The 12631-nt window shown below is 70.3% G+C and carries 14 protein-coding genes; 2 read left to right on the forward strand and 12 right to left on the reverse strand.

The genetic code is table 11. From position 1 onward, the window contains the following. Positions 1–14: 14 nt before the first annotated feature. Both ACT01A_RS21080 and ACT01A_RS21085 read right to left on the reverse strand, forming a co-directional pair. Entirely contained in the window at positions 15–986 is a 972-nt protein-coding gene (locus tag ACT01A_RS21080) for a VWA domain-containing protein (protein ID WP_445149065.1), read from the reverse strand. Further along, the gene (locus ACT01A_RS21085; protein ID WP_445149066.1) at positions 983–2278 is read right to left on the reverse strand and encodes a S1C family serine protease; all 1296 of its coding nucleotides are present in this window, start codon (positions 2276–2278) and stop codon (positions 983–985) included. Before ACT01A_RS21085 ends, ACT01A_RS21080 begins: the two co-directional genes overlap by 4 nt. A gap of 105 nt (positions 2279–2383) precedes the next feature. On the opposite strand from ACT01A_RS21085, the gene ACT01A_RS21090 reads away from it, so the two are divergent. After that, positions 2384–3283, forward strand: a complete 900-nt coding sequence (locus ACT01A_RS21090) for an aldose 1-epimerase (protein ID WP_445149067.1) — start codon at positions 2384–2386, stop codon at positions 3281–3283. On the opposite strand, the gene ACT01A_RS21095 is transcribed toward ACT01A_RS21090, so the two are convergent. Genes ACT01A_RS21095 through ACT01A_RS21105 form a run of 3 tightly spaced genes read right to left on the reverse strand, consistent with a single transcriptional unit; the run spans position 3280 to position 7852 of the window. Further along, complete coding sequence (locus ACT01A_RS21095; protein WP_445149068.1) at positions 3280–3780, reverse strand: hypothetical protein; 501 nt, start codon at positions 3778–3780, stop codon at positions 3280–3282. The genes ACT01A_RS21090 and ACT01A_RS21095 overlap by 4 nt on opposite strands. Positions 3781–3823: 43 nt before the next feature. After that, positions 3824–4249 (reverse strand): hypothetical protein, encoded by a 426-nt coding sequence (locus ACT01A_RS21100; RefSeq protein WP_445149069.1) that lies wholly within the window; start codon positions 4247–4249, stop codon positions 3824–3826. Between the two features lie 3 nt (positions 4250–4252). After that, entirely contained in the window at positions 4253–7852 is a 3600-nt protein-coding gene (locus ACT01A_RS21105; RefSeq protein WP_445149070.1) for a homocysteine S-methyltransferase family protein, read from the reverse strand. A gap of 49 nt (positions 7853–7901) precedes the next feature. Here ACT01A_RS21105 and ACT01A_RS21110 point away from each other — a divergent pair, with 49 nt between their 5' ends. Further along, a complete protein-coding gene (locus ACT01A_RS21110; RefSeq protein WP_445149071.1) occupies positions 7902–8426 on the forward strand; it encodes a GNAT family N-acetyltransferase in 525 nt (174 codons plus the stop codon). Here the strand turns inward: ACT01A_RS21110 and ACT01A_RS21115 are convergent. The 7 genes from ACT01A_RS21115 to ACT01A_RS21145 form a co-directional block, all read right to left on the reverse strand. Continuing rightward, positions 8423–8806 carry a hypothetical protein gene (locus ACT01A_RS21115; RefSeq protein ID WP_445149072.1) on the reverse strand — a complete coding sequence of 128 codons (384 nt, stop codon included), beginning with the start codon at positions 8804–8806 and terminating at the stop codon, positions 8423–8425. The genes ACT01A_RS21110 and ACT01A_RS21115 overlap by 4 nt on opposite strands. A 44-nt stretch (positions 8807–8850) precedes the next feature. Further along, on the reverse strand, positions 8851–9600 hold the full coding sequence (locus ACT01A_RS21120; RefSeq protein ID WP_445149073.1) for a hypothetical protein: 750 nt from the start codon (positions 9598–9600) through the stop codon (positions 8851–8853). Then, positions 9597–10091, reverse strand: coding sequence for an RNA polymerase sigma factor (locus tag ACT01A_RS21125; protein ID WP_445149074.1), 495 nt, complete (start codon positions 10089–10091; stop codon positions 9597–9599). Before ACT01A_RS21125 ends, ACT01A_RS21120 begins: the two co-directional genes overlap by 4 nt. Before the next feature lie 121 nt (positions 10092–10212). Then, complete coding sequence (locus ACT01A_RS21130) at positions 10213–10821, reverse strand: hypothetical protein (RefSeq protein WP_445149075.1); 609 nt, start codon at positions 10819–10821, stop codon at positions 10213–10215. A 12-nt stretch (positions 10822–10833) separates the two neighbouring features. Then, complete coding sequence (locus ACT01A_RS21135; protein ID WP_445149076.1) at positions 10834–11214, reverse strand: hypothetical protein; 381 nt, start codon at positions 11212–11214, stop codon at positions 10834–10836. Positions 11215–11483: 269 nt separating this feature from the next. Continuing rightward, positions 11484–12077, reverse strand: coding sequence for a hypothetical protein (locus tag ACT01A_RS21140; RefSeq protein ID WP_445149077.1), 594 nt, complete (start codon positions 12075–12077; stop codon positions 11484–11486). 9 nt (positions 12078–12086) lie between these two features. Next, positions 12087–12464 carry a hypothetical protein gene (locus ACT01A_RS21145; protein WP_445149078.1) on the reverse strand — a complete coding sequence of 126 codons (378 nt, stop codon included), beginning with the start codon at positions 12462–12464 and terminating at the stop codon, positions 12087–12089. Positions 12465–12631: the final 167 nt, after the last annotated feature.

Consider the following 12631-nt stretch of genomic DNA (forward strand, 5'->3'; position numbering starts at 1 on the left):
CTCCATCACATCAACTAGATCAATCGCCCGAACCAGCGCAGCGACATGGCGGCGCCGAGGGCCAGCAGCGCCAGCCCCGCGCCTGCGAACCCCGCGGTGATCTCGCGGGGCTCCTTCTTGGTGCCCAACTGCGAGCCGAGGCTCTTGTACACATCTGACAGCCCTGAAGCGGTCTGCGCGGTGTAGGACTTGCCCTTCGACGCCCGCGCGATCGCCTGCAGCGACTCGACGTCCGGCGGCACCGGCTTGGTGATCGTCCCCGCCGACGGGTTGGCCTCCGAGCGCGGCACCGTGATCGTCCCGCCCTGCGTGCCCAGCGTCACCGTGTAGATCGGAATCCGCACGCGCCCGGAAGCCGTCGCGGCCGCCAGCGGGTCAACGCCCTTGGTCGACGCGCCGTCCGACAGCAGCACGATCGCCGACGGCGGCTTCTTGCCGTTCTGCGCGGGCGCCTGCGCCAGGACGCGCACCGCGGTCTGGATCGCCTCGCCCGTCGCGGTCCCGCCGCTCGACCGCAGCCGGCCCAGAGCGAGGTTCAAAGCGTCGCGGTCGGTCGTCGGGTTGGCCAGCACCTGCGGCGCCTGGTTGAACGCCTCGATCCCGACGTTGACCTGCCGCGGAACCTGCTCGATGAACGCCTTCGCCGCGCGGCGCGCCGCCACCAGTCGGTTGGGCTGCACGTCGGTCGCGAGCATCGACCCCGACACGTCGGTCACCAACATGATCTGCGCCTTCTCGACCGGGACCGCGACCGTCCGCTGTGGCTTGGCCGCCGCGACCACCAGGATCGCGACCGCCAGCAGGAACGCGGCGAGCGGCACGTGGCGGCGCCAGCGCGGGCGGCGCGGCGCGACCGACGGCGCCATGTGCGGCGCGGCGAACGCCGCCGCCGCGCGCAGGCGGTCGCGCTGCAGCACGACGTAGCCCGCCGCCAGCAGCGGAACCAGGACTAGCGCGACGAGGACTAGTGGCGCGCCGAAGCTCACGGCGTGGTCTGGGTTCCCGCCTGCGAGGGGACCTGCTCGGGACGGTTCTCGAGCGTGACGTCGAGATCTTGCGTCTGGCCGCTGCGCTCGACCTTGAGCTTGATCTTGTCGCCCGGCGCCCTGGAGTTGATGTAGGTCGACAGGCCGGTCGAGTCCCGGACCTCCTGGCCGTCGACGCTCTTGACCACGTCGCCGGCCTGCAAGCCCGCGGACTCCGCCGGGCCGCCGGTCTCGACCGACCCGATGACCGCCCCGGACGTGGCGTTGGGGGCCGACGCGCCGGACGTGTCGATCTGGACGCCGAGCCACGCGTGGCTGACGGTCTTGCCCTGCTTCAGGCCCGGCACGACCTGGCGGACCGTGTTAGACGGGACCGCGAAGCCGATGCCGACGTTGCCGCTCGTCACGCCGTTGGTGGCGATCTGCGAGTTGACGCCGATGACCTTGCCGCCGTCGTCCAGCAGCGGGCCGCCCGAGTTGCCGGGGTTGATCGCCGCGTCGGTCTGGATGACGTCGTCGATCTGGAAGCCGTTGGGCGCCTTCAGCGTGCGGCCCAGCGAGGAGACGATGCCCTCGGTCACCGTGCGGTCCAGGCCGAACGGGTTGCCGATCGCGATCGCGACGTCGCCGACCGACACGCCGCGCGAGTCGGCGAACTCCAGCGGCTTGACGCCGCCCGGGATCGTGGAGGCGTCGATGTGTACGACCGCCAGGTCGCTGGACGGATCGACGCCCTTGACCTCGCCCTGGATCGTGCGGCCGTCGGTGCCGAACTTGACCTGGACGTCCTTGGAGGTTTCGACGACGTGGTCGTTGGTGACGACCGTGCCTTGCTTGTCGATCAGGAAGCCGGTGCCGGTGCCGGTGGAGGTCCTGATCGAGACCACGGCGGGGGAGGCGGCGGCGTAGATGGCGCCCGCGCGGGTCTGGCCGCGCGACGGCGTGACCGGCTTGGAGCCGACCGACGGCAGCGCGGCGACCGGCGTCGTGGAGCTCTTGGAGTCGTCGTCGCCGTCGAGCAGCAGGCCCGCGGCGAACGCGCCGCCGCCGATGATCAGGATGGCGACGATCGCCAGCGCGGCGACACGGCCGCGACGGGGCGGCGCGCCCTCGGGCCGGGCGTAGGGATCAGCAGGCGATCCGGGGGCGATCGTGCGGCCGACGGCGGTCGGCGCTTCGGCGGCCTGCGACTCGCGAGTCTGGCGCTCGGCCTCCGCTTCGGCCCGGCGGCGCGCTTCGGCCTCGGACTCCGCCTCCCAGTCGCCGCTCCACACGTGCTTTGGCGGCGTCATGCCTGGTTCTCCCCGGTCCGGACCACATGCATGTCAGCAGCGTGCCGGAACACCCTGAGGATTCCCTGTTGCACAGCTAAGGGGGAAGTAAAGAGGATGGGGTCCATGTCCTCAGACGTGGTCACGCTGAAAGCCGGTGCCTGGACGTCGCGCTGGGTGCCGTCGGTGGGCATGGTCGGAGTGTCCCTCTTCGGCCATGGCCGCGAGCTGCTGGGTCAGCTCGGCGGCCTGGATGCCTACGTGGCGCGGGGGTCGAGCTTCGGCATTCCGCTGCTTCACCCATGGGCCAATCGGCTCAGCGGCTGGTCGTACGCGGTCGACGGGCGGACCATCGCGCTCGAAGCGGGCGCGCACGGACTCCGCACCGACGGCAACGGGCTCCCCATCCATGGGCTCATGGCGGCCTACAACGGCTGGCAGGTGGAGGCCGATGACGGCCGTCGCCTGTCCGCGGTCGCGGAGTGGGACGAGAGCGGCGATCGGTTCCCGGGGTTCCCGTTCGCGCACCGGCTCGAGCTGGAGGTCTTCCAGGGGACCGACGGCGTGACCGTGACGACGACGCTGACGCCAACCGGCGACGCAGGCGTGCCAATCTCGTTCGGCTTCCACCCGTACTTCACGTTGCCGGGCGTCAAGCGCGGCGACCTCGTCCTGCGCACGCCCGCGATGACGCGGCTGCTGCTCGACGAGCGCAACCTGCCCAGCGGCGAGCGCGAGCCGGTGGGCGCACGGCACGCGCGGCTGGGCGACGCGATGCTCGACGCGCACTTCACCGACCTCGGAGAGCATCCGGCGTTCACGGTCGCCGGCGGCGGGCACGAGCTGACCGTCGAGCTGCTGGAGGGCTACACGCACCTCCAGCTCTTCTCGCCGCCGGAGCGCCCGATCGTCGCGATCGAGCCGATGACCGCGCCGATCGACGCGCTGCGCTCCGGCGACGGCCTGCGGATCGCGACCGAGCCGTTCCGGGCCGCGTTCCGGATCGACCTGTCGGAAGCGAGCTAGCGGCGCTGGGCGCGGCGCGGCAGCCGCCGCGTCATCCCCGCCGGACCGGTCGCGCCCGCGATCGCCGGCGGCGCCATGCCGTTGCGCAGCGCGGCGGCGATGGCGTCCACCAGCGCCTCGCCGTCGCCGTAGCGCGGCACCAGCCAGAAGCAGCGGTCGCCATCTGACGACCACGCCTCTACCCGCCACGGCCGCTTGAGCAGCACGCGGCCGAGCACGCCCGCGCCGGCCAGGACCGCGAACAGCGCGACCTCGACGAGCAGGTAGACGACGGGGAAGAAGTAGAAGGCGAAGATGATCGGCAGCAGGATCAGCGAGAACGCCAGCAGAGCGACGTTCAGCGCGCCCTCGGCGCCGCCGAGCAGGGGCGACATCAGCCTCCCGATGATCGACGGGTAGTCCTCGCTGCCACGCCAGCGCGGCGTGACCGACGCGTTGAACACGCGCCGGCGGACCTTCCACGTCACGCCTTCGGGACCTCGGACCTCACGAGCCATCGCGCGCGACAGCGTACGCACGCGCCGCGGGCGGGCTGGACGTTCAGACGATGCCGCGCTCGACGTCGGCCGCCAGCTGGGCGATCGCGTCGCGGCTGTCGCGCCAGCCAGAGACCTCGCGCACGGTGCGCCGGCCGTCGGACGAACGGGCCTCGATCCGCCACGGACGGCGCAGCGCGACGCGGCCGAAGAGGCCGATCCCCGCCAGCAGCAGGAACAGCAAGACCTCGAGCAGCAGCACCGCCAGCGGCAGCAGCACGAACGCGATGAACGCCGCGAGCACGATGATCGCGATGATCGCCGCGATCGCGCCGAGGACGCCGCTGTCGCCCAGGCCGCCGCCGAGGTCGGCGAAGCTGAAGGCGTCGGCGTCACGCGTGCCGCGCCAGCGCGGCCGCACCGGCGCGTGGACCCAGCGGCGCCGGACGGTCCAGCGGACGCCGTCCGGCGCGACGACGCGGCGCGCCAAGTCCTAGGCCTCAGCCGGAACCGGGGCGGCCTCGCCCTCGCCCTCGGCGACGCCGCCCTCGACCGGGTCGCGGTCGAGCTCCTCGGCATCGGCCTGGGCGAACAGCGACGGGTCGCGCTTGGAGCCCTTGATGACGTCGTCGGGCGACGTCGCATCGACGGGCTTGAGCTTGCCCTGCTTCATCCCGTAGTAGAACGCCTGCGGGTGGTGGGCGACGAGCGCCAGCGTCGACTGCTCGGGCACCGGAGCGAAGCCGTCGGACAGCTCCATGCCGATCTGCGACAGGTCGAGGACCGCGTCGAGCTTCTCGTGCTCGGACTGGTCGGGCACCGCCGGGTAGCCCCACGAGTAGCGGCGGCCCTGCGTGGCCGGGATGCCGAGGTCCTCGCGGACCTTCGCGTGCAGCCACTCGGCCAGGCCCTCCGCGGTCTGGACGCCGAGGCCGTGGACGAACAGCTGCTCGGCGAACTCGCCGTCCTTCTCCAGCTGGGCCATCAGGTCGGTGACCTCGTCGCCGACCGTCACGGCCTGCAAGGCAACCACATCAAGTTCGCCGCTGTCCTTCGGGCGGAAGAAGTCGCTCAGGCAGACGTGGTCGTTGCCGGGCTGGCGCGGGTTCACGAAGCGCGTCAGGACCGTCTCGCGATCGGACGGGTCCAGGACGACGAGGTCGTTGTCCTCGCTGTAGCAGGGGAAGTACCCCAACAACGCGCGCGGGTGCAGGTAGGTCTGATCGCGCCACATGCGCTCGAGCTTCGGGCGGAAGCCCTCGTCCTCGTCGGTGCCCTCCAGGAGCTGGCGCCACGCCTCGCCCTTGACGCCCTTGCCGCCCCAGTGCAGCTTGAACAGCACGTGCGTGTCGAGGTGCTGGTAGACCTCGTCGAGGTCGACCGGGATCTCGCGCACGCCCCAAAACGGGGGCTCGGGGATCTCGACGTCGGTGGCCGCGGCGGAGCGCTCCGTGCCGGTCGTGTCGAGTACGACCTCCACGTCGCCCTTCTCGCGGAACGCGTCGGCGTCGGCCTTCAACTTGGCCAGCAGCTCGGCGCGCGCGTCCTCCTCGACGATCTTGTCCATCACGTGCAGGCCCTCGAAGGCGTCCTTGCAGTAGAAGACGCCCGGCGCGTACAACTTGCTGTCGTCAAGGCCATTGACATGCAGCGCCCGGTAGCCGAACGCGCGGTTGATCGCGGCGCCGCCGATCAACACGGGGTACTCGAGGCCCTCGCGCTCCAGCTCCTGCACGGCCAGCGGCATCTGCTTGGAGGTGGAGACCAGCAGCGCGGACAGGCCGATCGCCGTCGCGTCGTGCTCCTTGGCCGCCTCCAGGATCGTGGAGACCGGCACCTGCTTGCCGAGGTCGATGACCGTGTAGCCGTTGTTGGTGAGGATCGTGTTCACCAACGACTTGCCGATGTCGTGGACGTCGCCGAAGACCGTCGCCAGGACGACCGTGCCCTTGGTGTAGCCCTCGATCCGGTCGAGGTAGTTCTCCAGCTGGGCGACCGCGCGCTTCATGACCTCGGCGCTCTGCAGCACGAAGGGCAGGATCAGCTCGCCGGCGCCGAACTTGTCGCCGACCTCCTTCATCGCCGGCAGCAGCACGTCGTTGAGCACGGGGACCGCGCCGATCTTCTCGACCGCGGCGTCGATCTGGGCCTCGACGCCGTCCTTCTTGCGGCGCAGGATGTGCCAGTGCAGCGCCTCCTCGGGCGTCATGCCCGCGGTCGGATCGGCGACCTCGGCCTCGGCCTCCTCGCCGCGGCTCTCGAAGTGCTCGATGAACCGCTGCAGCGCGTCCTCGCGGCGGTTGTACACCAGGTCGTCGGCGAGCTCGCGCTCTTCGGTGCTGATCTCCCCGTACGGCGTGATGTGATTGGGGTTGACCATCGCGAGGTCCAGCCCGGCCTCGACGCAGTGGTGCAGGAAGACCGAGTTGAGCACCGCGCGCGCGGGCTGCCCGACGCCGAAGGAGACGTTGGAGACGCCCAGCGACGTCTTGACGCCCGGCAGCGCCTCCTTGACCGCGCGGATGCCGTTGATCGTCTCGATCGCCGACGGCTTCCACTCGTCGTCGCCCGTCGTCAGCGTGAACGTCAGGACGTCGAAGATCAGCAGCTCGGGATCGAGGCCGTGCTCGTCGCAGGCGATCTCCTTGATGCGCTTGGCGATCTCGACCTTGCGCTCGGCCGTCTTGGCCATGCCGACCTCGTCGATCGTCAGCGCGATCAGTGCGGCGCCGTGGGCGATCGTGAGCGGGATGACCGTGTCGGCCTTCGCGCGCCCGGCCTCCAAGTTGATGGAGTTGACGATCGCGCGGCCCGGGGTCTGCTCCAGGGCCAGCTTGATGACGTCGGGCTCGGTTGAGTCGATCTGCAACGGCGCGGGCTGGGAGAGCGAGACGCGCTTGGCGACCATCCGCATCTGCTCGTCCTCGTCGACGCGCTCGGTTAGCGCGACGCAGAGGTCGAGCACGTGCGCGCCGCCCTCGACCTGGTCCTCGGCGATCTGCACGAGGCCGTCGTAGTCGTCGGCCAGCAGCATCTCCTTGGCCTTGCGCGAGCCCTGCGAGTTGACGCGCTCGCCGACCAGCGTCGGCGCCGGCTCCTGGACGAGCGGCGTGGCGGAGATCATCGAGGAGACCTGCGGCGGCCGCTGCGCGGGGCGCGGGCCCGGCTTGTGGCCCTTGACGCGCTCGGCGATCGCCGAGATGTGGTTGACCGTCGTGCCGCAGCAGCCGCCGACGACCGAGACGCCGTGCTGCTCGACGAACTCACCCAGGACGCCGGCCAGCTCGTCGGGGCCCTCGGGGAAGATCGTCTCGCCGTTGCGGCCCTGCTGGGGCAGGCCGGCGTTCGGGATGCAGTGGATCGGCGTCGAGGAGTGCTCGCCCAGGAAGCGGATCGCATCGCGCATGTCGTTGGGACCGGTCGAGCAGTTCAGCCCGATGACGTCGACCTTCAAGGCCTCCAACGTGGTCAGCACCGCGTCGATGTCGGTGCCGAGCAGCATCTTGCCGCCGTTGGGCAGCAGCGACACGCTCGTCTGGATCGGCACGGAGCGGCCCTCCAGCTTGAACGCCTCGCGGGCGCCGAAGACGGCGGCCTTGACCTCCAGGATGTCCTGGGCGGTCTCGATGATCAGCAGGTCGGAGCCACCGCGGACCAGGCCCTGGGCCTGCTGGGTGAAGATCTCGACCAGCTCGGCGAAGGTGATCGCGCCGAGCGTCGGGTCGTCGGAGGCGGGGAGGTGGCCGGTCGGGCCGATCGAGCCGGCGACGAAGCGATCCTCGCCGACGGCCTTGCGCGCGATCTCGGCGGCCTTCTGGTTGATCTCGAAGGTGTGCTCGCCAAGGCCCCACTCCTCGAGCTTCAGCTTCGAGGCCTGGAACGTGTCGGTCTCGACGACCTCCGCGCCCGCGCGGACCATCGACTCGTGCAGCTCCTGGATGACATCCGGGCGGTGCAGGACGAGCGCCTCGTGGCACTTACCCTCCAGCCCGCCGTAGTCGGCCTGGGAGAGCTCGAACTCCTCCAGGGTCGCGCCCATCGATCCGTCGAAGACGACGACGTGGTCACGGACGGCGGCCAGGAAATCGCGCATGCCCGGAAGGGTAGCGCAACCTTGACACAACTGTGTCAGGGTATGTCCTATGGACGTCCTGGTTCGCCCGTTCAGAGAGGACGACGCCGCCAGCCTCGAGGCGGCGGTCGCGGCCTCGCGCGAGCACCTGATGCCGTACATGCCGTGGGCGTCGGAGCCCTCAAAGGGCGTCGAGTGGCGCCGCGGCTGGCTGGCGCAGGTGATCGCCGAAGAGGCGGCGGGCGGCGACCGCTACCGCGGCTTCTTCGACGCCGACACCGGCGTCCAGGTCGGCGGCGGCGGCCGGCACCGCCGCGTCGGCCCGCGCGCGTGGGAGCTCGGCTATTGGGTGCACGTCGACTGGACGCGGCGCGGGGTTGCCACCGCGGCGGTCGCCGCGCTGGTCGCTGAGGCGTTCTCCGACCCGGAGATCGACGCCGCCGAGATCCGCCACGACGCCACCAACCTCGCCTCCGCGCGCGTCGCGCAAGCGGCCGGCTTCACCGAGTCCGGCACGGTCGCGCGCACCCCGGCCGCGCCCGCCGACACCGGGACGGACCGGTGCTGGCGCCTGGAGCGCCCGCGAGCGTCCTAGTACTGGAAGCGGATCGTCTTGCCGCCGCGCTTGCAGGTGGTGTTGAGCACCAGGCCCTGCACGCTCGTTCGCGCCGTGCAACGGTAGCCGTGGCGGACACACGGGCGGGCGAACGCGAGGTGGTTCTCGCTGTCGAGGAACTTCACGCAGCCTGAGGGCGTTTTGTCGCCGGCGGCGAACGCGACCTTCACCGCGGTCGCGCAGCGGATGCCGGTGGCCTTGATCCCTTGCGGGATGCGCTTGGGCTTGAACGGCGAGCGGCAGCTCTTCTCCTTGGTCACGTGCGCGTCCGGCCCTGGGCTGGGCGCGGCCATGGCCGCCGCGACGAAGAGGACGGGCACGAAAGCGAGTCCGATGATCAATGATCGTGCAGCGGACATGACGAGACCTTAACCGGACCGCAGGTTTACATGCGCAACATCGCTTAGCCCGAGCTGCCGATCACCCGGAACATCTCGATGCGATCGCCGACCGGGTAACGCACCGTCGCGCTGGCGTTTCGCAGGACATATGCGTTGTGCGACACCGGCTCGACGTGGCGGAAGCCGTCGTCGTCGGTGACCTCGATCTTGTCGATGCCATCTGGCAGCACGCCGTAGATCGAGGTGCCGTTGTTGACACGCACGCCGTCGCGGAGCACGACTGCCTCGGTGTCGCAACCGCCGTTGACCCCGCCCGTGGGCTCTTCCACGGCCAGGCATGTGAACCCGTTGCCGGGCACCAGCCAGAGGCGGTTGCCGTCGATCCGCGTCAGGACGCGGGCGGCGGACGGATCCAGGCCGAAGCGGCGGCGGAGGTTGCGTGCCCAGCCGCGCATCTGCGCGTCGTCACGCTCCTCGGCGGAGGGCGCGTCGCGCAGGCGCGAGTACCCGGCCAGCAGCGACTCCGGCGGGCGGGCGAGCGGCGTGCGGTCGATCAGACGGCCGTCCGGACCGGCGCCTAGCGGCGCGGTCCGCGGCTGCTCCTTGGGCGGCGTTTCCTGCACCAGGACGACCACGGCGGCGCCGACGCCGACCGGCAGCGCGGCGCCGATGGCGGCCAGCGCGAGCGTGCGGCGGGTGAGGCGCCCGATCGGCAGGGTGACGCGGAAGCGGCGGCGCTGCGCGGCGCGTGCCGCAACGGCCGCTTCCGCAGCGGCGACCAGGTTGGCGCGGTTCTGTGGAACTAAGGTCATGACGGCTGGTCCTTCATCTGCTCGCGCAGCGTCTTCAACCCACGGCTGACGGTCTTGCGCACGACCATCTCCGAGCAGGCGAGCTGCTCGGCGATCTCCTCGTAGGGGCGCTCGTCCAGCACGCGGGCGCGGACGGCCTCGCGCTGGCGGTCCGGGAGCTGCTCCAGCGCGGCCATCAGCGCGGGACCGTCGCTCTCCAAGGCGACGATGGCGTCGAGGTCGATCTCGTGCAGGAGGACGGGCTCCCAGGTCTCCAGTCGGCGGCGCGCCTGCTCCTCGACGCGGCCGCGCCGGAGCGAGGTCAGCAGCGTGTTGCGGGCGATCGTGAACAGCCATGCTGCGGCGCTCCCACTTCCAGCACCGATAAATCGATCAGCAGCGCCCAGCGCAGAGGCGAACACCTCGCCGCATAGGTCGACGACGAGCTCTGGGTCTTTGACGCGGCGCTGAAGCCAGGCCAAGATCGGCCCTTCCCAGCGCTCGTAGAACACGGCAAAGGCCTCTGCGTCGTCTCTTGTGCGTTTGAGGAGCTCGGCGTCCGGCGCCGATCGCAAGGGCCCCATGTCCATATGAACCGACTGGGGCCCTCGCTGTGACCGAATCTGGACGGCTTCAGCCCGAGACGTCGAACTCCGTCAGGCCGTTCGGACCCTCTACGCCGACCGTGGCGTCCTCCGAGGGCAGCGTGTAGACGCCGCCTTCAGTGACCGGCACAGCCGCCGTCGCCCCGCCCGATGGGGTGACAGTGACGGCGTCTACGCCGTCAGGTGCAACGCCGTAGATGTGCGTACCGTCGCCGATCGTCGTGCCGCGGGCGACGACGTCGCCGCTGGGTTCACACGCGGAGCCCAGCGCAGTCGCGGCGGTCTCCTCGAGCGCGAGGCAGAGCCCGCCGTTGACGGGGACCAGCCAGACCGGGCCGTCGCCGGTCGCACCCACCACGCGCGCGCCGTCGGTGTCCACGCCGATGCCCGAGTCAGTGGCGTATCGCTCCAGCACTGTGCGATCGGCGTCCAGCCCGAACGACAGGTGCGACGTGGCCAGCACCGAGAACGCAGTCTTCTGTGCCTCGGTGGCGGGGACCGCCGCGTTGGTCACCGGCGGCCGCCACAACGGCGCAGGGTCGTCGCCGCCGGCTTGTCCGAGCCCCAGCCCGACGCCGGCGCCCGTCCCGAGCGCAGCTACGACCACGATGGTTCGGATGGGCTTCCTCAGTCTCATTGCCGAACACCCTCAGTAGCTGTAGTGGGTCGATGAGTCCACGAGCAGGTCGTTGCCCGTGCCGTTGCCGATCCAGCCGTGGTAGCAGCAGGCTGCGTTCTCGCTGCGGCTGGCGAAGCCGCCGCTGGACGCGCAGGCCGGCGTCCCAGTGGGGGAGTGGACCGACAGCAGCTCGTACCCGCTGATGTCCTGGTCCTTGGCGACGCAGAACCCGTTGTAGTTGCCGGTGCCCTCGATGTAGGTGATCGAGTTGGCGGCGGTGCTGGCGTAGCCGTACCCCGGGGTGAGAGTCCCGCTGAACCAGTGGTTGGCGGTGGCGAACGCCGCGGTTGCACAGACCGCGAACACCCCGATCAGGATGGCGCCGAACAGCGCCAACCGTCCTCTTCGCATGGAAATCGATCTCCCTCATGACGTTGATTAATGCTAAGCGGCAAGAATCAATAGCTTTTGCAACATCCGCCGCTGTTAAATGACGAAATGATGGAGCTTTCCTTAGCGCAGCAAACGCCAACGCCACCAGCCACCGGCCGGTTGGCTCAGCGGTTCTTAGGAAACGTTGATGTCCCGTAACACGTTCGTAACGTGCCGCCTGGCAAGACGGAAGCCCCGCCGGGTGGCGGGGCTTCCACGGGTCCGTCCGTTTGGTGCGTGCGCGGCGTTCAGCCGGCGACGGTGAACGACACAGTGCCGCTCGGGCCGTCGAGCGCGACCGTCGCATCCTGCGATGGCAGCACGTAGAGCCCTTGCTCGGAGACGGTCACCGACTGCGGCGGTCCATCGCCCGGGGTGACGGTCACCGCGTCGACGCCATCGGGTGCGACGCCGTAGATGTGCGTGCCGTCGCCGACCGTTGTGCCACGGGCGACGACGTCGTCGCTGCCCTCGCACGCGGTGCCGATCGAGCCGTCGCCGGTGTTCTCGATCGCGATGCACACGCCGCCGTTGGCGGGTGCCAGCCAGACTGGCCCAGTCGCCGTCTCACCGACGACGCGAGCGCCGTCAGCGTCGAGGCCGATCTGCGACCGCTCTGCAAGCTGGCGGACCAGCCCGCGGTCAGGGTCCTCTGCACCCGGCTCGGCGCCGAGCGTGGCGAACGCGGCCTTCTGCTCGGCGGTAGCCGGAACCGCGGCCTCGGTCCGCTGGGGCTGCCAGGTCTCCGGGGCGTCGTCGCCGGCGATCGCGAGCCCGACCCCGGCACCCACGCCGAGCACCGCGGTCGCTGCCATCATCGCTGCCTTGTTGGTGGTGCGCATGACGGGACCTCAGTAGTCGTAGTGGGTCGAGGTGTAGACGGTGATGGTGCTCCCGGTGCCGTTGGCGATCCAGCCGTGGTAGCAGCAGGTGCCGTTCTCGAAGCGGCTGGCGAAGCCGCCGCTGCTCGCGCAGGCCGGGGTTCCGGCTGGCGTCCGACTGGACGAGCCGTAGCCCGCGAGGCCGGTGTCCTTGGCGACGCAGAAGCCGTTGGCGCTGGCGTCGCCTTCGATGTAGGTGATGGAGTGGGCCGCCGTGCTGGCGTAGCCGAGCCCGGACCCCAGATTGCCGGAAAACCAGGCGTCGGTTCCCGCATGCGCCGCGGCGACACAGGTCGCAAACACGACGACGAGCGCGATGCCGAGGAGCCCTCGGTGTCCTCTTCGCATGGTGTACCTCCATGGTGGTGGCGAGAGGGTGGACAGATGCGAGCGCAGGGTTGCCCGACTGGCAGGGCGCGGTGTGACCGGCCGCAGATTTGATGGAGGGTGGACCCGCCAGACAATTCCTAAGCTTCCGTTTAGTGCCTAGGAATACAACTTGGTAGGATCAGTAC

The organism is Baekduia sp. Peel2402, assembly GCF_052567285.1.

What these genes read in the sequence shown, in the direction of transcription:
- ACT01A_RS21135 (WP_445149076.1), bottom strand. Translation starts at nt 11,214, where the DNA reads ATGCGAAGAGGACGGTTGGCGCTGTTCGGCGCCATCCTGATCGGGGTG.
- ACT01A_RS21120 (WP_445149073.1), bottom strand. Translation starts at nt 9,600, where the DNA reads ATGACCTTAGTTCCACAGAACCGCGCCAACCTGGTCGCCGCTGCGGAA.
- ACT01A_RS21110 (WP_445149071.1), top strand. Translation starts at nt 7,902, where the DNA reads ATGGACGTCCTGGTTCGCCCGTTCAGAGAGGACGACGCCGCCAGCCTC.
- ACT01A_RS21090 (WP_445149067.1), top strand. Translation starts at nt 2,384, where the DNA reads ATGTCCTCAGACGTGGTCACGCTGAAAGCCGGTGCCTGGACGTCGCGC.
- ACT01A_RS21145 (WP_445149078.1), bottom strand. Translation starts at nt 12,464, where the DNA reads ATGCGAAGAGGACACCGAGGGCTCCTCGGCATCGCGCTCGTCGTCGTG.
- ACT01A_RS21085 (WP_445149066.1), bottom strand. Translation starts at nt 2,278, where the DNA reads ATGACGCCGCCAAAGCACGTGTGGAGCGGCGACTGGGAGGCGGAGTCC.
- ACT01A_RS21105 (WP_445149070.1), bottom strand. Translation starts at nt 7,852, where the DNA reads ATGCGCGATTTCCTGGCCGCCGTCCGTGACCACGTCGTCGTCTTCGAC.
- ACT01A_RS21115 (WP_445149072.1), bottom strand. Translation starts at nt 8,806, where the DNA reads ATGTCCGCTGCACGATCATTGATCATCGGACTCGCTTTCGTGCCCGTC.
- ACT01A_RS21140 (WP_445149077.1), bottom strand. Translation starts at nt 12,077, where the DNA reads ATGCGCACCACCAACAAGGCAGCGATGATGGCAGCGACCGCGGTGCTC.
- ACT01A_RS21130 (WP_445149075.1), bottom strand. Translation starts at nt 10,821, where the DNA reads ATGAGACTGAGGAAGCCCATCCGAACCATCGTGGTCGTAGCTGCGCTC.
- ACT01A_RS21095 (WP_445149068.1), bottom strand. Translation starts at nt 3,780, where the DNA reads ATGGCTCGTGAGGTCCGAGGTCCCGAAGGCGTGACGTGGAAGGTCCGC.